Annotated in this window: 31 protein-coding genes; 30 read left to right on the top strand and 1 reads right to left on the bottom strand. The window is 37.6% G+C overall.

The genetic code is table 11. The features are described from left to right. The first annotated feature begins 12 nt into the window (after positions 1–12). Positions 13–258, top strand: coding sequence for a hypothetical protein (locus J1899_RS18550; RefSeq protein ID WP_214475782.1), 246 nt, complete (start codon positions 13–15; stop codon positions 256–258). A 1,011-nt stretch (positions 259–1,269) separates the two neighbouring features. Here J1899_RS18550 and J1899_RS18545 read toward each other — a convergent pair. Continuing rightward, positions 1,270–1,434 (bottom strand): DUF8096 family protein, encoded by a 165-nt coding sequence (locus tag J1899_RS18545; protein WP_214478979.1) that lies wholly within the window; start codon positions 1,432–1,434, stop codon positions 1,270–1,272. Between the two features lie 86 nt (positions 1,435–1,520). On the opposite strand from J1899_RS18545, the gene J1899_RS18540 reads away from it, so the two are divergent. From J1899_RS18540 to J1899_RS22655, 29 genes are all read left to right on the top strand, one after another. Further along, on the top strand, positions 1,521–1,979 hold the full coding sequence (locus tag J1899_RS18540) for a helix-turn-helix domain-containing protein (protein ID WP_214475780.1): 459 nt from the start codon (positions 1,521–1,523) through the stop codon (positions 1,977–1,979). A gap of 222 nt (positions 1,980–2,201) precedes the next feature. After that, complete coding sequence (locus tag J1899_RS18535) at positions 2,202–2,657, top strand: hypothetical protein (RefSeq protein ID WP_214475775.1); 456 nt, start codon at positions 2,202–2,204, stop codon at positions 2,655–2,657. Positions 2,658–2,671: 14 nt separating this feature from the next. Continuing rightward, entirely contained in the window at positions 2,672–3,139 is a 468-nt protein-coding gene (locus J1899_RS18530; RefSeq protein WP_214475774.1) for a hypothetical protein, read from the top strand. Positions 3,140–3,200: 61 nt separating this feature from the next. Continuing rightward, on the top strand, positions 3,201–3,971 hold the full coding sequence (gene terS, locus J1899_RS18525) for a phage terminase small subunit (protein ID WP_214475771.1): 771 nt from the start codon (positions 3,201–3,203) through the stop codon (positions 3,969–3,971). Then, positions 3,958–5,253, top strand: a complete 1,296-nt coding sequence (locus tag J1899_RS18520; protein WP_214478910.1) for a PBSX family phage terminase large subunit — start codon at positions 3,958–3,960, stop codon at positions 5,251–5,253. The genes terS and J1899_RS18520 overlap by 14 nt, the downstream gene beginning before the upstream one ends. 12 nt (positions 5,254–5,265) lie before the next feature. Then, entirely contained in the window at positions 5,266–6,603 is a 1,338-nt protein-coding gene (locus tag J1899_RS18515; protein WP_214475768.1) for a phage portal protein, read from the top strand. Then, positions 6,600–7,628, top strand: coding sequence for a minor capsid protein (locus J1899_RS18510; protein WP_214475765.1), 1,029 nt, complete (start codon positions 6,600–6,602; stop codon positions 7,626–7,628). The genes J1899_RS18515 and J1899_RS18510 overlap by 4 nt, the downstream gene beginning before the upstream one ends. 82 nt (positions 7,629–7,710) lie before the next feature. Then, positions 7,711–8,436 (top strand): DUF4355 domain-containing protein, encoded by a 726-nt coding sequence (locus tag J1899_RS18505; protein WP_214475762.1) that lies wholly within the window; start codon positions 7,711–7,713, stop codon positions 8,434–8,436. Positions 8,437–8,449: 13 nt separating this feature from the next. After that, positions 8,450–8,821 (top strand): hypothetical protein, encoded by a 372-nt coding sequence (locus tag J1899_RS18500; protein WP_214475759.1) that lies wholly within the window; start codon positions 8,450–8,452, stop codon positions 8,819–8,821. A 27-nt stretch (positions 8,822–8,848) separates the two neighbouring features. Then, on the top strand, positions 8,849–9,892 hold the full coding sequence (locus J1899_RS18495; protein WP_214475758.1) for a major capsid protein: 1,044 nt from the start codon (positions 8,849–8,851) through the stop codon (positions 9,890–9,892). 41 nt (positions 9,893–9,933) lie between these two features. Next, positions 9,934–10,263, top strand: a complete 330-nt coding sequence (locus J1899_RS18490; protein ID WP_214475755.1) for a DUF7210 family protein — start codon at positions 9,934–9,936, stop codon at positions 10,261–10,263. Continuing rightward, a complete protein-coding gene (locus J1899_RS18485; RefSeq protein WP_214475753.1) occupies positions 10,253–10,633 on the top strand; it encodes a phage head-tail connector protein in 381 nt (126 codons plus the stop codon). Before J1899_RS18490 ends, J1899_RS18485 begins: the two co-directional genes overlap by 11 nt. Beyond that, positions 10,630–10,995, top strand: coding sequence for an ABC transporter ATP-binding protein (locus tag J1899_RS18480; RefSeq protein ID WP_214475750.1), 366 nt, complete (start codon positions 10,630–10,632; stop codon positions 10,993–10,995). Before J1899_RS18485 ends, J1899_RS18480 begins: the two co-directional genes overlap by 4 nt. Further along, complete coding sequence (locus J1899_RS18475; protein ID WP_214475747.1) at positions 10,995–11,489, top strand: HK97 gp10 family phage protein; 495 nt, start codon at positions 10,995–10,997, stop codon at positions 11,487–11,489. Before J1899_RS18480 ends, J1899_RS18475 begins: the two co-directional genes overlap by 1 nt. Continuing rightward, the gene (locus J1899_RS18470; RefSeq protein ID WP_214475746.1) at positions 11,486–11,917 is read left to right on the top strand and encodes a phage tail terminator family protein; all 432 of its coding nucleotides are present in this window, start codon (positions 11,486–11,488) and stop codon (positions 11,915–11,917) included. The genes J1899_RS18475 and J1899_RS18470 overlap by 4 nt, the downstream gene beginning before the upstream one ends. A gap of 1 nt (position 11,918) precedes the next feature. After that, positions 11,919–12,101: a hypothetical protein gene (locus J1899_RS18465; protein WP_214475743.1), complete on the top strand. Its 183-nt coding sequence runs from the start codon at positions 11,919–11,921 to the stop codon at positions 12,099–12,101. Next, complete coding sequence (locus tag J1899_RS18460; RefSeq protein ID WP_214475741.1) at positions 12,102–13,409, top strand: phage tail sheath family protein; 1,308 nt, start codon at positions 12,102–12,104, stop codon at positions 13,407–13,409. It abuts the gene before it with no gap. Between the two features lie 54 nt (positions 13,410–13,463). Further along, the gene (locus J1899_RS18455) at positions 13,464–14,123 is read left to right on the top strand and encodes a MerR family transcriptional regulator (RefSeq protein ID WP_214475726.1); all 660 of its coding nucleotides are present in this window, start codon (positions 13,464–13,466) and stop codon (positions 14,121–14,123) included. Between the two features lie 33 nt (positions 14,124–14,156). Beyond that, positions 14,157–14,627, top strand: coding sequence for a phage tail tube protein (locus J1899_RS18450; RefSeq protein WP_214475724.1), 471 nt, complete (start codon positions 14,157–14,159; stop codon positions 14,625–14,627). 59 nt (positions 14,628–14,686) lie between these two features. Next, complete coding sequence (locus tag J1899_RS18445; protein ID WP_214475721.1) at positions 14,687–15,109, top strand: phage tail assembly chaperone; 423 nt, start codon at positions 14,687–14,689, stop codon at positions 15,107–15,109. 251 nt (positions 15,110–15,360) lie between these two features. Beyond that, the gene (locus J1899_RS18440; RefSeq protein ID WP_214475719.1) at positions 15,361–16,080 is read left to right on the top strand and encodes a hypothetical protein; all 720 of its coding nucleotides are present in this window, start codon (positions 15,361–15,363) and stop codon (positions 16,078–16,080) included. A gap of 50 nt (positions 16,081–16,130) precedes the next feature. Further along, positions 16,131–18,332, top strand: a complete 2,202-nt coding sequence (locus tag J1899_RS18435; protein ID WP_214475717.1) for a tape measure protein — start codon at positions 16,131–16,133, stop codon at positions 18,330–18,332. Next, positions 18,332–18,991 carry a LysM peptidoglycan-binding domain-containing protein gene (locus tag J1899_RS18430; protein ID WP_214475715.1) on the top strand — a complete coding sequence of 220 codons (660 nt, stop codon included), beginning with the start codon at positions 18,332–18,334 and terminating at the stop codon, positions 18,989–18,991. The genes J1899_RS18435 and J1899_RS18430 overlap by 1 nt, the downstream gene beginning before the upstream one ends. Then, positions 18,984–19,946, top strand: coding sequence for an XkdQ/YqbQ family protein (locus tag J1899_RS18425; protein WP_246586522.1), 963 nt, complete (start codon positions 18,984–18,986; stop codon positions 19,944–19,946). Before J1899_RS18430 ends, J1899_RS18425 begins: the two co-directional genes overlap by 8 nt. Next, the gene (locus tag J1899_RS18420) at positions 19,939–20,253 is read left to right on the top strand and encodes a DUF2577 domain-containing protein (RefSeq protein ID WP_214475713.1); all 315 of its coding nucleotides are present in this window, start codon (positions 19,939–19,941) and stop codon (positions 20,251–20,253) included. The genes J1899_RS18425 and J1899_RS18420 overlap by 8 nt, the downstream gene beginning before the upstream one ends. Beyond that, the gene (locus J1899_RS18415) at positions 20,253–20,654 is read left to right on the top strand and encodes a DUF2634 domain-containing protein (RefSeq protein WP_214475711.1); all 402 of its coding nucleotides are present in this window, start codon (positions 20,253–20,255) and stop codon (positions 20,652–20,654) included. The genes J1899_RS18420 and J1899_RS18415 overlap by 1 nt, the downstream gene beginning before the upstream one ends. Then, on the top strand, positions 20,654–21,709 hold the full coding sequence (locus tag J1899_RS18410; RefSeq protein ID WP_214475708.1) for a baseplate J/gp47 family protein: 1,056 nt from the start codon (positions 20,654–20,656) through the stop codon (positions 21,707–21,709). Before J1899_RS18415 ends, J1899_RS18410 begins: the two co-directional genes overlap by 1 nt. Beyond that, the gene (locus J1899_RS18405; protein WP_214475706.1) at positions 21,702–22,250 is read left to right on the top strand and encodes a putative phage tail protein; all 549 of its coding nucleotides are present in this window, start codon (positions 21,702–21,704) and stop codon (positions 22,248–22,250) included. Before J1899_RS18410 ends, J1899_RS18405 begins: the two co-directional genes overlap by 8 nt. Next, the gene (locus tag J1899_RS22655; RefSeq protein WP_246586521.1) at positions 22,250–23,812 is read left to right on the top strand and encodes a tail fiber protein; all 1,563 of its coding nucleotides are present in this window, start codon (positions 22,250–22,252) and stop codon (positions 23,810–23,812) included. Before J1899_RS18405 ends, J1899_RS22655 begins: the two co-directional genes overlap by 1 nt. Positions 23,813–23,821: the final 9 nt, after the last annotated feature.

Raw genomic sequence — 23,821 nt, 5'->3', positions numbered from 1 at the left:
AAGGAGGATTTTATGAATAATAAATGTGAGTTGTGTAATCAAGAATTCAATAAAGATTATGAGATAAAATGCCCTACTTGTGGAACGGAAGAAATAAAACAAGAAGCAAATTTTTCTTCGTTCACGATGGATTACAAAACAAATGAAATCTTGCTAACGGTGTATTCAAAAGGATCTCAGTTACAAACACGATTGACTGAAAGAGATGTCGATTCTATGAAGAATTGGTTTGGTTTAGCCAAACATATGCAATCTTAAATGAACCTTATGAAACAAAATGATAGTGCTGTTGCCGAACAACTAAGTGGAAAACATTTATTGTTCGGCACGAGTGGATTTTTATTAAGAGTTGTTCTCTGGAACATTATTCTTCTCAAAAAGCATTTGAAAAACATAGTTAATTAAGGCATATGAATAACTAATAATAAATAATGTTGTACGTGAAAAGTTTTTTAATTTATAGTGGCCAACTTTTTCAAAAAAAGGACTTAGGATATATGCGAATATTAAATCCATTATTAAATTGATTAAAGCATACAGAGTAAATTTTTTATATGTGAAGTGGAATACCCATAAATTTATAGTAAAGAACGGTCCCAATATAAAGGCTAGTGCGTCGAAGACCATATATTTATATCCGCCTTTAACTTTCCACCAATTAAATATAGGATTCAAAAGCGTTTGTATTAATAAAATGGCAGAACAAAAAACTGTTACAGGAAGAAACCTTTTCAGGGATTGCTTGGGAAGAAAAAAGAAAACTATTGCCCATAAAACTATTGCATTAAATACTCTAAAAAAGTTGACTAACATCTTGTCCACCTCGTTTTTTTTAGAGTGTGCAATTTAAATTGGATTATACAACGATAATAAACACAAGGTAGGTTATGTTTAGGAGACACATACTGCGACATATAAACAGCATTCAAAAAAGCATTAATCAGAAATACTGACTAATGCAATGCAAATCAAGAGGATATGTTCGCAGATGACTGTCTTAACATGAAAATCAGTACAGGTTTTAAATTCATTAAGCAAATGACCAAGTTCCCTAATAAAATGCTGTTTAAGATCACTTACCAAAGTGAAGCTCCTCTAGCACAGGTGGAACACTGTGCATGTTAACAATAGCATTAATATTGAGTTTTAACAAACAACACAAAGAATGGCTAAAATGAATTCAGTTGAACAGTTCGATAATTTTATGAAACACAAGATAGAGCCAGTAAATTAAAAACCCTTGAACATAGCCAAGGGTAGATGTTAGCCTTATATATTTTTCTTCATACCGCAGTTTTGGCATTCACGAATGTATTTACCGCCACCAACAGTACTTTTAAAAGTGGCTGAGTCACAGTTGTCGCAGCGGCCACTATTCTTATCAGGATAATCTTTATATTCGTAAATAACATTTAGATCGATTTCTTTTTCCACGGTATCACGTATCACCCTTTACACAAAATAAAAAGCCAGGATCTCTCCCGGCCAGCCCACTAAATTATATCATGGGAGGGGTCCACTTGAAAGAAGCTGCCAGCAAACAAATTGAATCCATTCTAAAGGATTACCATTGGATGATGAATTCTATTAAGGTTTTAAGGGATTCCATGAAAGATGCAGGAGAAGGCTTGACGGCCCAATATGGTGATGAGTCATCTATGCCTAAACCTCAAGGAACAACAAGTGATCCTGTTTATAGAGAAGTAAAGCGCCGTGAGAAACGTTATGGAGTTATTCATAAATATGAGGAAAAGATTTCCGTTATTCAGGATAGGCTTCATCTCATTAGGGATAATCGTGAACAAGAAGTGCTTCATTGGATTTTAGAAGGGAAAAGCTATAGATGGATTGCCCTTCATATGGGATTGTCTCATTCGCACATCGGGCGAATAAAAGATGCTATAGTTTCCCAAATGAGTTCAGATGTTCCAAATGTTACAAATGAAACGAAATTGCTGAATCATAAATCGGCTTGCTAAAATGGGAGGCAGGATGGAGCGGAAAGCTCTCTTTGGTTGGTAAGCCATAATTCCTCCTTTGGGTGTCACCTTGCGGTGGCACTTTTTGTTGGAAATAAAGACCAGTAAAGAAGGATTTTCCCTACTATATAGAGAATAAATAGGTAAAAGGATTGATAAAATGTTCTATATTGGATATTATATGTTTATGAACAGGAATATTTTTACTGGTTAGGTGGTTAAATGAAATTATTACTTGTGGTTTTTCGCTTAGTTCTCATTGGATTTAATTTACTCTTAATTAATTTCCATCCTAGCACTGAATTAGAGGTGAAAATATTTTTTGCTTCTAGATTAGTTTTCTTTTTAATGTTACTCATTGATTATACTCATGTTGCATATTATAATATTGGATTGGAAAGAATTATTGGTGTATGTGGATTTATTATCTCCCTAGTCTTTTCAATTATTGACGGACTAGGTTACTTTGGATTCTTGATTCTAGAAAAAGTTCAAAAGGGCTATATATTATCTGGGAATCCTGATAACTTTTTGACCAGTTTTATAAGTTCTTTTAATGCTGGCATTTATGTTTTTATAAGTTTGTTGTTAGTAATGATTGTTATAGGGGTAGAGGTAGTTAACCAAGGAGTTAGGCATGCACCTAGTTTAGTTCAAAATAGAGAAAAAGCTGCATAAAGGAGGCGATAATAATGATCAGTAATACTCAAATTATTTATCTTCTTGTTGCGTTTCTGTTTTCAATTATAGTGGGTGGGTTGTTAAGAATATTTTATTATTCAAATAGAAACAGACATTACTTTATAAAAGTAGTTAATATTATAATATTGCAAATTGCATTACCCATTTTTGCCTATAGAGATATAGTTAACCACAAATCAGAATTTATTCATGAAATAAACAGAAGCGATGAGTTTTCTGTGAGAAAGAAGAAAAGACTTAAAAAGATTTTAAGTTCTTCAAACTTTTTAATCGCTGTTAGAATCATCTGGAACTCAATATGGAGATTCAAACATTTTTTAGATTCTAATATTCAATTATTAAACAAATTCGATGAAAAATACGGTGAAGATCGATTATTGATTAGTTTTAAGTTAAGCAAAGATAAAGTAGTGTCACCAAAAGATTATAAAAGGTTTTTCTTTGAAAGATACGCCTAAGCACCCATACCGGGTGCTTTTTTTATTGTAATAACATGTTAGGAGGCAGGTGCCATGTAAAATGAACTGGGATGACATTAGAAAAGAATTTGAAACCTCTAAAATTACATTAAAGGCGCTTGCTGAAAAACATGATATCAAAATAGGTACTTTAAAGAGCAGAAAAAGCCGTGAAGGTTGGTCGAGAGGTTCCCCTAAAAAGGATGCAACCCAAAAGAAAAAGGTTGCAACCCTTGAAAAAGAGGGTGCGCCAAGGAAAAGAAGTGGCAACCCTAATCCTCAGAACCAGTTTACAAAACGGAACAAGGTTGCTGAGAAACATGGGTTATTCTCTAAGTTCCTTCCTGCCGAGACACTAGAGATCATCGAGATCATGCAAGAGCGTTCACCAGCTGATCTAATATATGATCAGATTGAGATTCAGTATGCAGCCATTATTCGTGCTCAAAAAATCATGTATGTTGAAGACAAATATGATCTCACTCAGCAGCTGAAGAAAGAAAAGCCTGGTATGTACGGTGACGAATTAGAATATGAAATACAATTTGCTTGGGATAAGCAAGCAAACTTCATGAATGCCCAATCTAGAGCCATGAGTGAATTGCGTTCGCTTATTAAGCAATTTAATGATATGGCTCATGAAGACGATGAACGCAGACTTAAACTGGAGCAAATGCAGTTGTCAGTTGATAAGAGCAAGCTTGAACTTGGCAACTTACGCGGTGACAATGAAGGTGATGCCCATGCACAAGCAAATAGCTATGTCGAAGCTTTAGGAGCACAGGCAGCAGAGGTTTTTGCAGACGAGGTGTTAGATGATGAGGAAGCGTAAAAAGAACACATCATTTAAGTTCAAGCCTTTTAGCAATAAACAGAAGAAGCTGCTGATGTGGTGGACCGATAAAAGCCCTTATAAAGAATATGATATGATCATCTGCCATGGCTCTATTCGTTCTGGCAAGACAGTGGCCATGATTGATTCATTCATTACCTGGTCCTTAGCAAAGCATAAAAATCAAAACTTTATCCTAGCTGGTAAGTCCATGGGTGCTTTAAAACGTAACGTGCTCGAGCCAATGTTTCAAATATTAACGGCTAAGGGCATCGATTTCCATTACCATCGATCGGAGAATCCTCATATCGTTATTGGCACGAATACTTATTATCTGTTTGGTGCCACAAACGAAGCCAGCCAAGACGTTCTACAAGGTTTAACGGCTGCCGGCGCTTATTTGGATGAGGTTGCTCTTTTTCCGAAATCATTTGTTGATCAGGCGATTGGTCGTTGTTCTGCAGAGACTGGGGAAAACGGAGCAAAAGTATTCTTTAACTGTAACCCAGCTGGTCCTTATCATTGGTTCAAAACTGAATTCATTGATAAAGCTAAGGAAAAGAAAATCTATGTTCTCCATTTCATGATGGATGATAATCTATCGTTATCTGAAAAAGTAAAAGATAGATTTTGCCGTATGTTTTCTGGTGTATTCTTTCAGCGTTATATCATGGGTTTATGGGTAATGGCTGAAGGTGTCATTTATGACATGTTTGATAAAGATAAGCATGTTGTCCAGACAAACGAGAGAGTATATACGAAACACTATGTCAGCATTGACTATGGTACTCAGAACCCAACGACATTTGGTCTTTGGGGTCTTTGTGATGGAGTTTGGTACAAAGTTAAAGAGTATCATTATGATGGTCGGCAGAAGAGCAAGCAAAAAACAGACCAGGAATATCTTGAGGACCTACAGGAGTTTGTGGCAGGATCGACTCCACTTAAGGGAATCATAGTTGACCCGTCTGCAGCTTCTTTTATAGCACTTCTCAAGAAAAATCGATTCAACGTCATTAAAGCAAAAAACGAAGTAATTGATGGAATAAGAAACTTAGCAAATGCCTTAAACGATAAATTAATCATGTACAATGACTGCTGCAAAGAAACATTTAGAGAGTTTTCTTCTTACATCTGGGATGAAAAGGCTGCTAAACGAGGTGAGGATAAACCAGTGAAGCAGAATGACCACCAGATGGATGCAGATCGTTATTTTGTGAATACGATCATATTTAATAAATCTAAACTTGGCTCTATGAGCAAATCCTCATTAGGCCTATAAGGTGGTGATAACTTGCAGAAAATAAAGGTACCTAAAGATGTCGAAATAAATCCCTTGCTGCTAACAAATGTTATTAACAAATGGGGAACACACGAAGCTGTCCGACTCGCTAAACTAGAAGATTACTATAAAGGCGAGCACGAAATTTTAAAAAGAGAAGTGGAACTTGATAAACCGAACAATAAAATAGTAGTCAACTATGCGAAGCTTATTACAGATAATGCTACCGGTTATTTTATGGGCATTCCAGTCACTTATGAGAGCGACGATAAGGAATTAATAGAAAAGGTGTTTGAGATCCTGGATGCCAATGTAGAAGAGGATGTTAATTTTGAGATTGCTAAATCTCTAAGTATTGCTGGTCGCGCTTATGAATTGATGTATGCCGATGAAGAAGCTAATGTGCGGTTTAAACAGGTCGATAAGAAGACAATTATTCCTGTTTATTCAAATGACATTGACGAAAAACTTATTTTTGCCATTCGTAAATATCAAACAGAGGATATCCTTACAGGGGAAAAAACTGAAATGGCTGAGGTTTATACTGCGAACGAAATCATACATTATCATGCTGCTAACGGAATGTTTGAGGAATACGAACGCCGTGATCATTATTTTGGTGAAGTTCCAGTTATTGAATACACCAATAACAACGAATTGATGGGTGATTTTGAAGTAGTGCTTTCATCAATTGATGCCTATAATAAATCGCAATCTGATACGGCTAATGACTTTGAATATTTCACCGATGCTTATCTAATGCTTTTTGGTATGCAAGGCACTGATAAGGAAGACTTAAGACAGGTTAAAGAAGAACGTGTTTTCTTACTACCTGATAACGGAAAAGCAGAGTGGCTGACTAAGCAAATTAATGACCAGGCAAATGAGAATCATAAAACTAGGCTGCAAAAGGATATTAACCGGATAAGCCAAGTACCTGATTTATCTGATGAACAGTTTGCTGGCAATGTATCTGGAGAAGCCATGAAATATAAGCTTTGGGGGTTAGAGCAGATTGCTTCCATCAAGGAGCGTAAGTTTAAATCTCCATTGATCAAACGACTACGGATGATCACTCATTTCCTTAACATCAAAGGTGGTCAGTATGATTACAACAATATCAATCTTAAATTCCACAGAAATATCCCTAAGAATACAATCGAATTGGTTCAAATGATTAAAGATTTAGCAGGTATTCTTAGTGAAAAAACACAGATTGCTTTGTTGCCCTTTATCGACGATGCTGATGCTGAAATCGCTAGAAAAGATGAAGAACAAAATAAACTTATTGGTGAAGATCCTTACCTGCAGCAAACTGTACCTCCTAACAATGAAGGTGAAGAAGAATGAAATCACAAGAATATTGGAGGAAGCGTTTTGAAGCTCTAGAAGAGCGCCTGTTGAAAGATGGAGATAAAGCCAACAAAGAGATTATTAACCAGTATCAAATCGCACTAGCGAGCTTGGAGAAGGATTTGCTGAAGTGGTATACAAGGTTAGGTGTCAACAACGACAATATTACTCTAGCTGATGCTCGAAAGCTGTTATCCAAGAATGAATTAAAAGAGTTTAAATGGGATGTTCGAGAGTATATAAAATACGGAGAACAAAACGCACTAAACCAGCAGTGGATACGTCAATTAGAGAATGCTTCAGCAAGAGTACACATTTCGTATTTAGAAGCCATGCGCCTTCAAATACAACAACAAGTGGAAGTGATTTTTGCACAGCAGCAAGAAAACATTACTGCTCTTTCAACTACTTTAATATCAGAGAGTTATTACCAAACAATTTTTGAGGTTCAAAAAGGTTTAACAGTAGGGTGGGCAATTCCTGCGCTGGATCCCAAGAGAATAAGCAGAGTAGCTTTAAAACCGTGGGCACCGGATGGATTAAATTTCTCTGATCGAATATGGAAAAATAAAACTGAGTTGATCAACGTGCTGCATAACGAATTGTCACAGTCGATAATTCGTGGTGACAGTCCGGATGGCATGATCAAATTGATTTCAGAGAAGTTCGATGTATCCAAGAGAAAAGCTGGCCGTTTGATCATGACTGAATCTGCTTTTTTTGCTTCAGCATCTCAAAAGGAAACGTTTAATGATCTTAATGTCGATAAATTTGAGATTGTAGCCACTTTGGATAACAAGACGAGTAAAATATGCCAAGATCTAGATGGTAAAGTGTTTGACATGAAGGATTATGAAGTGGGCACAACAGCTCCACCCTTTCATGCCTGGTGCCGGACGGTTACGGTTCCTTACTTTGATGACAACTTTGGTGAGCGAGCTGCTAGGGGTGCTGATGGTAAAACCTATTATGTACCTGCAAACATCACCTACAAAGAATGGAAAGAAAAATACGCTTCATAACAGTCGCTGACGCGGCTTTTTATTTTGCCAAAAAACTGCAACTTGTAGGCATGAACTATGAGGGGCATTAGGAGGAAGTACATTGAAATCTATTATTCCACAGCAGTTTAAGACAATTGATATTACTGAAAGAAAGCCATTTAAGTCATTTTTTCCTTTAGATTTACAGCGTCATGCAGGAGAAAGTGGAGAAGGAACAGGAGCAGGAGCAGCAGGAACTGGCGAAGGACAGGGCCAAGGAAATGACGGTGGTAATGGAGCAGGGCAGGGCAATAATTTTGAACTGCCAAAGACAGAGGAAGAATTAAAAAAGCTTCTTCAAAGTGAAGCAGATAAACGTGTCACAAGTGCTTTACAAACGGCTCAGCAAAAATGGGAATCAGAATATAGCCAAAAGCTCGAGCAAGAGAAACAAGAAGCTGCCAAGCTTGCCAAAATGTCAGAAGACGAAAAAAGGCAGGCGCTTCTACAAAAGCAAGAAAATGATTTAAAAGACAAAGAGAGGGCCCTGCAACAAAGGGAACTCAAATTGGAGACCATTAAAATTCTTGATGGTAAGAAGCTGCCGATTGATTTTGCTGATCTTTTGCTAGCTGAAGATGCTGAAAGGACAAACAGTAATGTTGAAACGTTTGAAAAAGCTTTCCGTGCAGCAGTAGATGCAGCGGTAACCGAAAAGATGAAAGGATCTACGCCTGGTGTTGGTAATGCTTCAAATCAAGCTGGAGAATATGGCAAGAAAGTTGCTGAATCTTTTACGAAGAACAATGAGGAGCTTGAAAAAGCTCGTCAATCTTACTTTAAATAAGGAGTGAACTTTAATGAGCAAATTTGTACAAACAAGCTATACAAACAAAAAAGAAATTTTAAAATTCCCGGATCATTATGTAAATGTTGCTGTCACAGTCAGTGATGCAGGTGTCTCAGCGAATGAAGACGGTAAGAAGATTGTTCCTGCAGGTACTATCTTAGGCGGCGGTTTTTTAGCTGATGACACCGTACAAGCAGTAAAAGCAACTGTAGCAGACGGTGCTTCAAATGCAGAAGGTATCCTATTTAACGATGTTGATGTCACTTATGGTCCAGCGCCTGGTGCGGCATTAATTCATGGTTTTGTTGCTTTGGATAAGTTACCAGCTCAACCTACAGCAGAAGAAATAGCAGCACTAAAACAAGTCACATTCTTAAAATAATTTTTGGAATAAGAGAGGAATGATCACATGCCAACAATTTTTGATTTAGTAAACGCACCAAATATTGCAGCTTATTATCAAAACAATCCATCTAACAATACGCCTTCATTAGGACAAACACTATTCCCGGCTAAGAAACAATTAGGATTAGACCTTAGCTGGATTAAGGGGTCTAAAGGGCTGCCGGTTGCTTTAATGCCATCTGAATTCGATACAAAGGCTACAGTAAGAGATCGAATCGGATTTAGCAAAATTCAAACAGAAATGCCTTTCTTCCGTGAAGCTATGCGTATCGGAGAGAAGGATCGCCAGGAATTAAATCGCCTTATTGCAGCTAATCTAGACAGCATGGTCCAACCGTTGATTAACAATATTTATGATGATGTAACAAACCTTGTTTCTGGCGCTCTTGTTCAGCCTGAAAGAATGATTATGCAATTGTTATCAACCGGTAAAATTAGCATTACGGCTAACCGCATTAATTATGATTATGATTACAAAATGTCAGAAGAGCATAAAGAAACACTTACCGGTACTGCGCTTTGGGCAGATGATGCTTCAGAGCCTATCCAAGATATCATTGCTTGGCAGGATAAAGTTGAGGATGACACCGGAGTTCGTCCAACCAACGCCCTTATGACTCGTAAAACATGGGGATACTTGCTTAAAAATAAGAGTATCCGATTGGATATGAATCCACTTGGTGGACAAAACATCATTCTTACGGATGCACTATTAAAACAATACTTGCAGGATAAAGTAGGCATCAACGTTGCGGTTTACAGTAAAAAGTATAAAGATGAAACAGGAGCAAGCAAATTGTTCTATCCAGATGATCATGTAACTTTGCTGCCAGATGGTGCATTAGGTAGCACTTATTTCGGCACAACACCTGAAGAAGCTGATTTAATGACTGGAAGCACTGCTGCAGATGTTTCAATCGTGAACACGGGTATTGCTGTTACAACTGTTAAAGAACCACATCCTGTAAACGTTCAAACTATTGTTTCAATGATCACTCTACCAAGCTTTGAAACTATCGATAACATCTTCATTGCAAAAGTAAATTAAGAGAGGCTTAATGCCTCTCTGTTTTTTAGGAGGATTTTCAAATGACAGAGGAACAATACAACAGTTTAAACGTTAATGAAGTCCTAGAAGTTGTACAAAAAGCTGAAATAACTGCAGAAGAGGCTCTTGCCTATGAATCGCAAGGAAAAAAGCGTAAGACACTCCTAGATGCTTTAAATGATATTTTAGAATCTAATAACGAACTGAATGATAGCAATGATAATTCAGAGGATAAACCAAAGTTAACAGTAGTTAGTTTTAATAAGAATGTTAAGTTTGGCACGGTTCGTTATAAAAAGGGAGAAAAAACGGAAGTGACCGAGGAAGATTACGATTATCTTCTAAAAGGCGGCCTTATTAATGAAGGATAAAGTCCTTGCCATTGTAAAAAGGCGCCTTAAATTAATTGAAGATGATTCTCTAGATGATCTAATCGAAGAATACATTGAGCAAATCGAAATGAAGATCAAGTCATACTGCAACCAGCCGAGGGTGCCAGAAGAACTTAAGTTTGTTTGGGCATCTATGACAATCGATATTTTACGGATTGAGCATCCTAATGAGCAAGCTGTCATGGAAAGTGTCAGTGACGGCATTGCATCCGTTAAATTAGGGGATACGAACGTTTCTTATGCAAGTAAAGGTAATGACATTACCAGTGCGTCAAAAGGGAGCTTAGATTCCCTAGTTTTAAACTATTCTGTTGAATTAAATAAGTATCGAAGGTTGAAAACGATATGAATATCAATAGGCATCGTAAAGCAATTGAAACAATGTATACAGGATTGTGTACAATTAGCGAATATCAATCTGTAAGGGATCCAGTCACAAAAAGAACAAAACAAGAAGAAGTTTCAGTCTTAAGTGGACAAGCTTGTCATTTGTCATTTAAGACTATTCCAGCAGCGAACCAACGGGACAACGCAACGACAATTGCACAAACTACAAAACTTTTTATTGCTCCTGAACTTGAGATAAAAGCAGGATCTAAAATAACTGTCACACAGAACGGTGTAACAACTTCCTATTCACAGAGTGGTTTGCCAGCAGTATATCCGACTCATCAAGAGATATCCTTAAAATTGTTTGAGGGGTGGGCATAATGGCAAGTTGGGGAACGGTAGATTTTCAACAATTAAGAGATTTGCAGAGACAACTGAACAAAGTACAAGCCAGTGAGTTTGATAAATTTTGCGAAGATGTTGCAAAAGAACTTGCAGCCCGATTGCTTGCTAAGGTAATTAAACGAACGCCCACTGGTAAGTATCCTGCATCGACAGGCAAAGTGGGAGGCACATTAAAAAGAGGATGGACTGCCAAAACCCACGCCGAAGCAGCAAGTGGTAGTTCTAACAAAAATGCAAAAGTTTATGCAGATTCATTACCTGTAACCAAGACAGGTAACGTTTTTAAAATTTTGGTTATTAATCCTGTTCATTATGCTCCCTATGTGGAATTTGGACATAGGACCAGAAATCATAAAGGCTGGGTACCTGGGCAATTTATGCTTAGCATTTCAGAAGATGAATTACGGTCTCAAGCTCAAGCAATTGTAAATACACGAGTAGCTGAATTTTTAAGAAGGTGTTTTCAGTGATTAATAGCATTATTGATGGGATTTCAATAAAACTGAACCAAGAATTTGGTGACAGCTATGGAATTTATAGTGAAGAAATTAAACAAGGTCTTAATGAGCCTTGTTTTTTTATTGCCTTTTTGCGGAATGGCCAGACACAGGTAATTGGTCAAAGATATTTTAAAGAACATTTCTTTGATATTCACTATTTCCCTAAAAGTGTAACTGACAGGAACTTGGAGTTAAACGAAGTAGCTGAGGAACTATCGGATGTTTTAGAATACATCACTGTCAATGGTGATCTAATACGTGGGACCAACATGAACAGTGAAGTTGTCGATGGAGTGCTTCATTTTATGGTCAATTTCAACCTTTTCGTAAGGCGAGAAGCAGTTGTTGAGGAGTCAATGGGAGATCTGGCCGTAACTGGAACGGTAAGGGGTGATTGAATTGGTAAATAAGCAACCAGTATCTGTTAAGGAAGCTGTTTTTTCTAAAGAGCAGATTCTAAAAGCAGCAAATTACAGAGAAAGACGCGATTTGTTAAGTGTCTTATTGAAGGACGATCAACAATACAGTTTAGCTGAGGTTGATCAAACTATAGAAAAATTCATGAAAAAGAGGGTGAAATAATTGGCATTAGGTGGCGGAACGTTTACATCACAAAATAAAGTGTTACCAGGTGCATACATCAATTTTATTAGCGCGGCCCGTGCTTCTTCTGTTTTATCTGATCGAGGGACAGCAGCACTTGCTCTACAGCTAGATTGGGGAGTAGAGGGTGAGGTCTTTACGGTTAAAGTTGATGATCTGGAACGCAATTCTTTGAATATCTTTGGTTATCCTTATGGCCATGAAAAACTCAAGCCGATTAGAGACCTATTTAGAAATATCCACACTGCTTATTTATATAAGTTGAACACAGGAGTAAAAGCTTCAAATTCCTTTGCTACAGCAAATTACGGAGGTATTAGGGGCAATGACTTAAAAACCGTTGTAACTACGAATATAGACGATTCTGAGAAGTTTGACGTGGTTACGTTATTAGGAACAACGACAGTAGATAGTCAGACTGTCAGCGAGACTTCTGAGCTCGTTCCAAATGATTTTGTAACTTGGAAATCTGAATCTACTCTTGCAGCAACTGCAGGCGAACCTTTCACTGGTGGAGGTAACGGATCAGCGCCAACGGGGGCGGAATTTCAAGATTTCTTAGATAAGATTGAATCATATAACTTTAATGCGCTTGGATGTACAACTAGTGATTCAGCCATTACCGCACTTTTTGCTGCATTCACAAAACGTATGCGTGACAGAGTAGGTGCGAAGTTCCAGACGGTTGTTTATCAGACACTTGCAGATTATGAAGGTGTTATTTCAGTTGAAAATAAGGTCCTCAATGAAGAAGATGATCCTCATGCTTTGGTTTATTGGGTTACTGGCGCAGCTGCAGGTTGTGCTATCAATAAATCCAATACCAACAAACGGTATGATGGTGAATATTTGATCGATGTTGCTTATACTCAAACAGCACTTGAGGATGCTTTAAAAGCTGGTAAATTCATATTTCATAAGGTTGGAGATGAGGTAAGGGTCCTTGAGGACATCAATACCTTGGTCACCTATACACCAGAGAAGAATAGCGACTTTAGCAGCAATCAAACCATTCGTGTCCTCGATCAAATCGCTAATGATATTGCCGTTATCTTCAATAACAAATATCTTGGCAAAATTCCTAATAATGAATCCGGCCGTGTCTCCCTATGGAACGACATTGTAAAGCATCATAAAGAATTAGAAACTCTACAGGCTATTGAGGACTTCAATGCCGAAAATGTAACGGTGGATCAAGGTGAAGGTAAAAAAGCTGTTGTTGTTGGTGATGTTGTAACTGTTGTAAATGCTATGTCGCAATTATATATGACAGTAACAGTGAACTGATATATGACTGTATAGGTAGCGTAATGGTATAATCTTTTTTAGGGAGGTTATATCATGAGAAGAGTAAGTGATTTAACTGGCGAGAGATTCGGGAGATTGGTTGTTGTTAAGCGTGTCGAAAATATTGACAAAGGGTCAAGATGGTTGTGTAAGTGTGATTGTGGAATAGAGAAGGTTATCAGAAGAGTCCATTTGGCAAACGGCAATACTAAGTCATGTGGGTGTTTGTCTAAAGAAATATCCAGTGTAAGAGGATATAAATCAAAGATTGGTGAAAGATCTAGAAAGCATGGCGATTTCGGTACAAAGCTATATGGTGTTTGGGCAGGAATGAAACGGCGATGCGACAATTCTAATTCAATACCTTATCGGGATTACGGTGGTCGCGGGATTAAGGTATGTGAAGAATGGAAAGACTATTCATCGTTCAAAGAATGGGCAATTAGAGCCGGTTATGAAGAAGGGTTGTCTATTGAGAGAAAAGATGTAAATAGTGATTACTGTCCTGAAAACTGTATGTGGATCCCTTTAAATCAGCAAAATAGAAATAAGAGGTTATCTATTAGAATCGAGTATCGAGGGGAACTTTACACTATTAAACAGTTATCTGAACTCACAGGATTGAAAGAAAGTACTCTAAGAGCTAGATATTATAAAGGACTTGCTGTTGAAGAAATCATAAGCCTGAATGTAAGGAAGAACCAGTACAAATAGTGCTGGTTCTTATTTTTGGAAGGAGCTGAGAATATGAGACAAACCATGAATGCTAAAGATGCAGTCAGCGCTTCATTGGCTGAGTGTTTCGTTACGATCGATGGAAATCGCTACAATTTTATGCAAGCTATTAATCTAGAAGCTTCTATTGAGAAATCTAAAAGTGAAGTACCGATCCTAGGCAGAACAGGAAGAGGGAACAAATCGACTGGGTGGACTGGTAGTGGATCAGCGACTTTCCACTATAATACTTCCATTTTCCGTGAACTACTTTATCGTTTTAAAGAGACAGGTGAGGATATTTACTTTGATATGCAAGTTACGAATGAAGATCCTACTTCATCCGTAGGCAGACAGACTGTTATTTTAAAAGATTGTAATATTGATGGTGGTATCCTAACAAAATTCGATGCAGATGCAGAATACCTTGATGAGGACTTAGATTTTACGTTCGATGATTTTGAGATTCCTGAGAAGTTTACATTGCTGCCTGGTATGCAATAATCGCTCCCCTTTATGGGGAGTTTTACTTTAAAAAACAATAAAAGGACAGGGTGATATATATGAGTTTGAACGCATTTCTTAGCCAAAATGCATTAAAAATTGAAAATGAAAAGTACGTTGCTTCTAAGCGGTTTGTTGAAGATGGAAAGCCTGTAGAGTGGGAAGTCTGCTCAATTACTTCAGAAGAAGATGAAGCTCTAAGAAAGGCTTGTACTCGTCGTGTGCCAGTGCCTGGAAAGAAAAATCAGTTCGTACCAGAAACGGATTTCCCGAAGTATTTAGGGAAGCTTGCTGCTAAATGTACTGTATATCCTAACCTGCATGATGCCGATTTACAAAACAGCTACGGGGTAATGGGTGATGATGCAGTATTAAAGAAAATGCTTACACCGGGTGAGTATGCTGACTACCTAACCAAAGTTCAAGAGGTAAACGGCTTTGAGATTTCTATGGATGAGGCTGTAGAAGAAGCAAAAAACTAATTAATGATGGCGATTTTGAAGCTAATGTTGCTTATTATTGTTTGCATAAGCTTCATAAATGGCCATCAGAGTTTAATAATTTGCCTAAGTTTGAGAAAGCAATGGTTATTGCTGCGGTGCAAATAAAAATTGAGAAAGATAAAGAAGAGCAAAAAAAGAGCAAATCTGGAACAAGAAAAAGAAAACGATAGTAAAATAGCCCTTTTTTGTTATATTCTAATATATATAGAATACAAAGGGGGCTACACGATATGAGAATGTTATGGTTACTCTTAGCAATAGCTAACGCCCTGGTTTTATTTGTACTTGGTATTGGACTATTTGCGCAATTAGGAAATGATACAAGCGTCGGTGGTTATGTTGTGTTCATTGGTGTTATCATTGTATTTGTACTTTTGCAGATTCTCTTCATAAAAAAGTTTAAAACACTTAACGAGATTCATAGAGATAATAAAAGCAAAGAAAAGCAAAGAAGAAAAGACGAACAATATAAAAAAGAAAGAGAAGTTCCTGGATCAAAGGCGAGGATCAATGACCTTAATGCAGATATTTGTATAACGGGAAAACATATGGACGGTTTACCTATTAGTGAGGGAGCAGAAGTACATTTGTATAGATGCCCTGATAAGGTGATTTTTGAGAGAAATAACAACACTTATGAATTAGATTTGATAAAGATAAGTGATATTACTATAAAAACTGATATCGAAATTCAAAAAAGCTATGTAAGCAGTGTTGGTGGTGCAGTTGGTGGTTATGTCTTATTCGGTCCACTTGGAGCGATGATTGGAGGAAGAGCCAAAGAAAGAAAAAGTGAAACCGTCGAGGAATATCTAATTTTCTCATATAAAAAAGAAAATAACGACGAAATTTCTTACATTTCTTTTGAGGTAACCGGTCAGAGAAATGCACCTTTATTTATTAATCTGTTAGACAACATACAAAGTGACAAAAGAACAATTCAACTTTAAAACATTCAAGCACTCACATTCTTAGTGAGTGCTTTTTTGGTGGTGAAAAAATGGCAACCATTCAAACATCGATTCAAATACACGATGGAATGACTCCTGCGTTCAAGCATATGAACAATGCTATGAATATCGTAATTAACTCATTTGCTGCATTACAGTCTGCATCAGGTAATGCAATAGATACAGCAAGTATTGAAGCAGCTAGGCAACAATTGGCACAGGCAGGAGCTGCATTTAACAATATCCAAAACAACATCCAGCAGGCAAGTCATCAACAACAACAATTTAATCAGCAAATACAGAATGGTACTTCTGCAGCAAGTGGTCTTTTATCAAAGTTAGGCGCAATTATTGGTACCTATTTATCATTCCAGGCCGGTCAATCAGTTGTTGCTCTCTCGGATGAATATACAAATTCTGTTGCGCGGATTGATATGATGAATGACGGTTTGCAAACCACTGCTGAATTACAAGAAATGATCTTCCAAGCTGCCCAGCGATCATACGGGGCTTATACTCGTACTGCTGACCTTGTAGGTAAAATAGGTATGAATGCGGGAGATGCGTTCCAAACTAGTGCAGAAGTCGTTCAGTTTGCGGAGTTGTTGAACAAACAATTCGGTATTGCTGGAACAAACGCAGAAGGTATAAGTTCAGCAACTCTACAACTAACACAAGCACTTGGATCAGGGGTACTTCGGGGGGAGGAATTAAATGCAGTATTTGAAGCAGCACCAAGTATAATTCATACCATCGCGGACTATTTAGAAGTGAACATTGGACAAATAAGAGAAATGGCCAAAGAAGGGCTTTTATCTGCAGAGGTTGTTAAAAACGCAATGATATCAGCTACGGATGAGATTAATGATAAATTTAACTCCATGCCTTTAACTTGGTCCCAAGTGTTTGAGTATTTTAAAAATGAAGCTTTATGGGCTTTTAGACCTTTGCTCGAGAGCATAAATGATATTGCTAACAGTGATAGATTCAAAAGTTTCTTAGAGAGCGCAACAAACTCATTGAATATGTTTGCGTCTGCGGTTTCATTTGTTTTTAATTTAATGGTATCAACAGGAAGGTTCATTTACGATAATTGGTCTTTAATAGCACCTGTGATTGGAACAGCAACCACTGCGGTTGTAATCTACACTGGAGCATTATTGGCTTTAAGGACGGCAAGTATGTTGCAAGCGTTTTGGTTAGGTGTAAAAACACTTGCACTAGGATTATATACAGCAACAAGTTGGGCGAGTGTTCAGGCTACAATTGCTGCAACAGGAGCAGCGTGGGGGTTAAACGCAGCGCTATACTCTAACCCAGTTTTGTTAGTTGTTATGGCAATTGTTATTCTAATTGGTATTTTGTACTTAGCAGTGGCAGTAATAAATAAATTTGCCGGAACATCCATATCAGCTACTGGAATAGTAGCCGGGGTGTTCTCAACTTTTGGTGCATTCATTTTCAATATTATTGCATTTTTATGGAATCTCTTTGCTTCTATAGCTGAGTTTTTCGTTAATGTATGGAACCATAAAATCTATTCTGTGAAAAGATTGTTTGCAAATCTTACAAATAACGTACTGGATATGGGTATTTCCATTTCTAGCGGCTTTGATGGCGTTGCTACCAACATAGCAAATGCGTTTATTTGGGGGGCAAATAAAGCAATTAGCGCTATTAACTGGATTATAGATGCATTAAACCAAATACCGGGTGTTGATCTAGGTAAAGTGGGATCAATTGGAAATATGGATTCTTTTACAGGAACATTAAAAAACATTAAAAAAGGTGTTAATGCATGGGTAGGAGAAGCTCCATCAGATTACTGGCAAGCACCAAAGATGGAAATGAAAAGCCTGGGCGCTGCATGGGATGCCGGATACAGTTGGGGAGAAGGTGCGGCCGATAAATTAGGCGGAGCAATAGATATGGACAATCTACTAAAAAATGCTGGAATGGGTTCGGATTTAAACGGAGCTCTTGATGAAATTGGTGGGAAAGGTGCAGACACAGCTGCAAATACTGCCAAAATGGCAAACTCTATGGAAGGATCTGAAGAAGATCTTAAATACCTCCGTGATCTTGCTGAGCAAGAAGTGGTAAATCGCTTCACGACAGCAGAAATCAGTATTGATATGAGCGGTATGAGTAACAGTATTAACAGTGAAATGGATCTGGATGGTGTTGTCACATACCTCGAAGAAAAGGTCTATGAAACAATGACAATTGCGGCAGAGGGGGAGCATGAATAATGTATGCATTTTATATGGATGGATTGCAGCTCCCTGTAACACCCGCAGAAATGACAATGTCGATTACCAATCAAAATAAAACAATTTCTCTCATTAATGATGGAGAGGTAAATATCTTAAAGGTGGCCGGTCTTACGGACATATCCTTTACAGCAGTGATCCCTCAAGCAAGGTATCCATTTGCAGTATACAAGGATGGTTTTAAAGACGCGGCTTTTTTCTTGGATAAATTCGAAAAATTGAAGATTGGCCAAAAACCCTTTCAGTTCATAGTTTCTCGTGTTTCGCCTGCTGGCAAGCTTTTGTTTGACACAAACATGGCAGTATCCTTGGAAGAGTATGAGATCACTGAAGACGCTGAAAACGGAATGGATTTAGAGGTTTCCTTTAAACTTAAGCAATATCGTGCATATGGCACAAAAAAGGCTGTTGTTAAGCAGGAGAGTTCTTCAGCTGCCAAAAAGACTGTTAAAGCTAAGTCCAGTAGATCATCATCTAAGACACCACCAAAGACACATAAAGTAGTTTCTGGTGACACACTGTGGGCATTATGTAAAAAGTATTTAGGTAATGGTTCGCGGTATCCGGAAATCGCAAAACTTAATAAAATCCCTAATCCAGATTTAATATATCCCGGGCAGGTGATTAAATTTGCCTAATGTTCAGATCGCCATCCAGAATGGCTCCAACATTTACTATCCAATCATCGAGGGAGAATTAAGCTGGGAAACTGAAAGAAAAGGGGTACCCGGTAAGATAACTTTTACTGTATTAAAGGACCTTGATGTTAGATTCCAAGAAGGAAATGCGGTTATGTTGCAGGTGGATGGTAAGAAGATATTTTATGGCTTTGTTTTTCAAAAGAAACGTGACAAACAACAGCACATAAAAGTTACAGTTTACGATCAACTGCGCTATTTTAAAAACAAAGACACCTACGTTTATGGTAACAAGAGGTTAGATGAACTTGTAAGAATGATTGCATCTGATTTTCGTTTGAAAGTAGGTACGCTTGAAAACACAAGGTTTAAGATACCTAGCCGAATTGAGCAAAATAAAACGATCTTTGACATTGTTCAAACAGCACATGATCTTACATTGCAAAACCAAGGGAAAATGTTTGTCCTTTATGATGATTACGGGAAAATCACCCTTAAAAACGTGGAATCAATGAAGCTTGACCTTTTAATTGATGAAGAATCAGGAGAAAATTTTGATTATTCTTCATCGATTGATGGTGAGACCTATAACAAGATCAAATTATCTTACGAAAATAAGGATACAGGCAAACGTGAAATATACATTGCCCAAGACTCCAAAAATATTAATGATTGGGGAGTGCTGCAGTATTTTGACACTATAAAAGAGGGTGTTAATGGTAAAGCACAAGCTAATGCATTGTTACAACTTTACAATCAGAAAACAAGGAATCTATCAATAAAAAAAGCGTTTGGGGATACGAGAGTACGCGGTGGTTCAGCTGTAATTGTTGGATTAAACCTTGGAGATATAATTGTGCAAAAATATATGATGGTTGAAAAAGTAAAACACAGCTTTGAAGAAAGTGAACACTGGATGGATTTAACTTTGAGAGGCGGTGAGTTTATTGCCTAGCTTAGTAGAGATGATACAAAAGATTTCCAAGCGTGCAGTTGAAGAATCGCAACCAGTTGCTATTGTGTATGGGACTGTAACTGGAACAGACCCATTAAGAATTAATATTGAACAAAAGCTTACATTGGAAATAGCTCACCTTGTATTAACCAATAATGTACAAGACCACATGGTGGAAATGTCAATTGAGGGTGGCATTAAAAGAAATTATACAGTTTATAATAAACTCCAAGAGGGAGATACAGTTATTCTTCTTAGACAGCAAGGTGGACAAAAGTATATTGTCCTTGATAAGGCGGTGACATAGTGATACCTGTAGTTAATGATGATTTAGTCAATGACTTTGAAATCGAACAGGAACCAAGTAGAACATACAAGTTGCACTTAGATAACAATAGGATATCAGGATATATAGATAATCTAGATGCCGTTAAACAAGCTGCTTTCGCTATCCTAAACACTGAACGGTATCAATATGTTATTTATTCTTGGGATTACGGGATTGAGTTGAATGATTTATATGGTCAACCAATAGCATTCGTTTTACCGGAATTAAAAAGAAGAGTTACTGAAGCATTAACGCAGGATGACCGTATCCAAGCTGTTGATGCTTTTTCATTTGAGACAAAAAAGGGGAAAGTACACGCCTTTTTTACTGTTCAATCCACTTTTGGAGATTTTGATGCAGATCGTGTGGTGAATATTTAATGTATGAAGAAATAACATATGAGGATTTACTGCAGCAAAAACTTGATATGATCGCTGATGATGTAGATAAACGTGAGGGATCAATTGTTTTTAATGCTCTTGCTGGTAATTCAGTTGAGGCACAACTACTTTACATTGCCTTGGATTCCATTTTAAACGAAACTTTTGCTGATACTGCTACTCGTGAATTTCTAATAAAACGAGCAGCCGAAAGGGGAATGTCTCCTGAACCTGCCACTCATGCAAGATTAAAAGGCCTTTTTAACATTAATATTCCAATCGGAAGCCGTTTCTCTTTAGAAGATCAAAACTATGAAACTATCGAGAAGATAGCTGATGGTGAATTCATATTAGAAGCGGAAACAGTAGGAAATGAAGGAAACCTCTATCTAGGAACCCTCATTCCTATTGAATATATTGACGGACTAACTTCTGCTGAACTTGTTGAAGTATTAATCCCTGGTGACGATGAAGAGGATACTGAGTCATTCAGAAGAAGATATTTTAGCTCTTTTAATTCGCAAGCTTTTGGTGGTAATCGCCAAGATTATAAGGATAAAGTAAATTCTCTTCAAGGTGTAGGTGGAGTTAAGGTTTACCGGGCTTGGGAAGGCGGTGGCACAGTGAAACTGGTGGTTTTAAATTCACTATTTCAAAAACCTTCACAAGTGCTTATTGACTCATTACAAGAAACAATTGATCCTCTTGGCAGTCGAGGGGAAGGAGTCGGTTTGGCGCCGATGGATCATATTGTTACGGTTGAAGGTGTTTTTGAAGATTCAATTAATATCGAAACCACAATTATTTATCAAGATGGCTGGTCATGGGTGGATATAGAACCATATGTCATTGCTGCTATTGATGAATATTTTGAAAGTCTTAATGAGACATGGGCTGATCAAGAAGCTCTAGTGGTGAGAATAAGCCAAATAGAAACTCGTTTACTTGGGTTGCCCGGCATAATTGATATTGCTAACACCAAGTTAAACGGTCTACAGCAGAACGTTGTGCTTGATCCAGATGCAATTGCAGTTAGAGGTGATATTAGTGGATAGAAATATAGATGTTTTAGAATACCTGCCTCCTGTAATGCGAGTATTTAAAGAAAATATAGAAATCGCTAAAGTTGAGAATTCACAGATCATTAAATTATGGCAGGCGGTTCGAACAGGTATGGATGATCAATTTATCCAAACAGCGACTGAATATGGTGTTAGTCGAAGAGAGAGAATGCTTAATATTTTCCCTTCTGGTACAGATTCACTGGAAACACGTAAATTCCGTTTGCTTACTCGATACAATGAACAAGCTCCTTATACGAGACATGTTATTCGGAATCTTATGGATTCTTTATGTGGTAAAAATGGCTATACATTATCCATTGATGCAACAAATAAAATAATCCAAGTAAAAATCGAATTGACCGTAAAAGGAATGTTTAATGCAGTTGTGGATATGTTAGAGCGAATTGTCCCAGCCAACATGATTATTGATGTGCAATTGCGTTATAACCAACATAACAAACTAGCAAATTACACTCATGCTCAACTTTCTGTATATACTCATAATCAACTTAGGAATGAGGTGATCAATTAATGGCTGATAATACACCATATTACAATCTTAAAAAGCCAGCGGCTGATGACTTTTATAATGTAGTCGATCAAAATGTAAATATGGATATAATCGATGATGCTTTAAAAACACTCAATGATAAAACCGAGAACATTGATTTTAGTGAACTAGCTACTAAAGATGAATTAGGAACAGTCCAGAATGAGGTTACTACCCACAAAGCCGATAAAGTAGCGCATATTACAGCTGCTGAAAGAACAACTTGGAACAGTAAAGAAACAACGATTGGGGCACAGGACAAGGCAAATGGAGCGTATATTGATGCTGTGAAATGGGCGAGAAGCTTCGGTCTTGGTGATAATTCAAATGGTGATTTAGGGACAAGTGCAGATTTAAATACCGTAGTTAATAGTGGTTTCTTCCGATTGGGAAATACACCTGTAAATGCACCAGAGGGTACAGCTTACGGACAAATGATTGTTGTACATGGAAAGGCAGACACCATTGCCCAGATTCTCATACCGTACAATCAGTATAAATTATACGTTAGAAGTGGTAACCCTGTAGAAGTTGGCGGCAAGGGCACCTGGAATAGATGGTTTGAACTAGAGACGACTGACGGCTCTCAAGCTAAAGCAACCAAAGCCAAAGACGATGCTATTGGATGGGCCAAAAACTTTGGATTAGGTGACGATGCTCCAGACATAACCGATTGTAATTTAACAGGTAATGTCACTGGATTTTATCAAACTAATATTGACACTCTGAATAGGCCTGACAGTGACCAAGGGACATTAATTCATATCGCAAGAGCAGGCAGACCCACTCAACTCCATATAGGTTATGCAAATGGTAAAACTCACACCAGAACATTAATGGCTAATGGATGGGGAGAATGGAAGGAATCAGAAACAACAGATGGTTCTCAAGCAAAAGTAAACGTAGTCTCACAAGCACTTACTACACATGATTCTAAAAATGCGTCACTTACTACAAAAGGTCATGTGCAACTATCAAGTAGTGTAACTAGTACAAGTACTTCTCTTGCAGCTACTCCCAGCGCTGTAAAAGCAGCAATGGATAGGGCAAATGAGGCTTTTCAATCAGCCAGTAACGGGAAAACATTAGTAGGTAATGCGATTACTGGCTTTGATTCAAAAATTACATTACCTGCAAATCCATCTTTTCAAGATTTAGCTGACGCTATAGACAGAATTAGGCTAGTAATATTAGAGCCTGGAGCTAATTTATTCGCTTCTTCTGATAGAGAGATTGGTTTTTACAATAGCTCATATCAGGTGCAGAAGGAGATCATCGTCCCTTACGGTGGAACTATTCGTGTATCATTTCAAGCTGCTTCGTATTTTAACGGGTCTGCTTATTATAGAATTTATGTAAACGGCTCCCCTATCGGTATTCAAAGAGTCTTGACCAACAGCGGTCAATTTACAACTTTCACCCAAGATATAGCGATTAAAGCCGGTGACCGCGTTCAGTTATTTGCTTACAGTACAAATGGTACAGCTTACGCACGCAATTTCAATATATCGACAAATTTATTGTCGGCTACAGTAGTTCTTTAATTGGAGGTG

The sequence above is a fragment of the Cytobacillus gottheilii genome, assembly GCF_018582665.1.
GTDB classification, from domain to species: Bacteria; Bacillota; Bacilli; order Bacillales; family Cytobacillaceae; genus Cytobacillus; species Cytobacillus gottheilii.
Note: the sequence above shows the minus strand (reverse complement) of the source record. Positions and strands in the feature narration are given on the sequence as shown.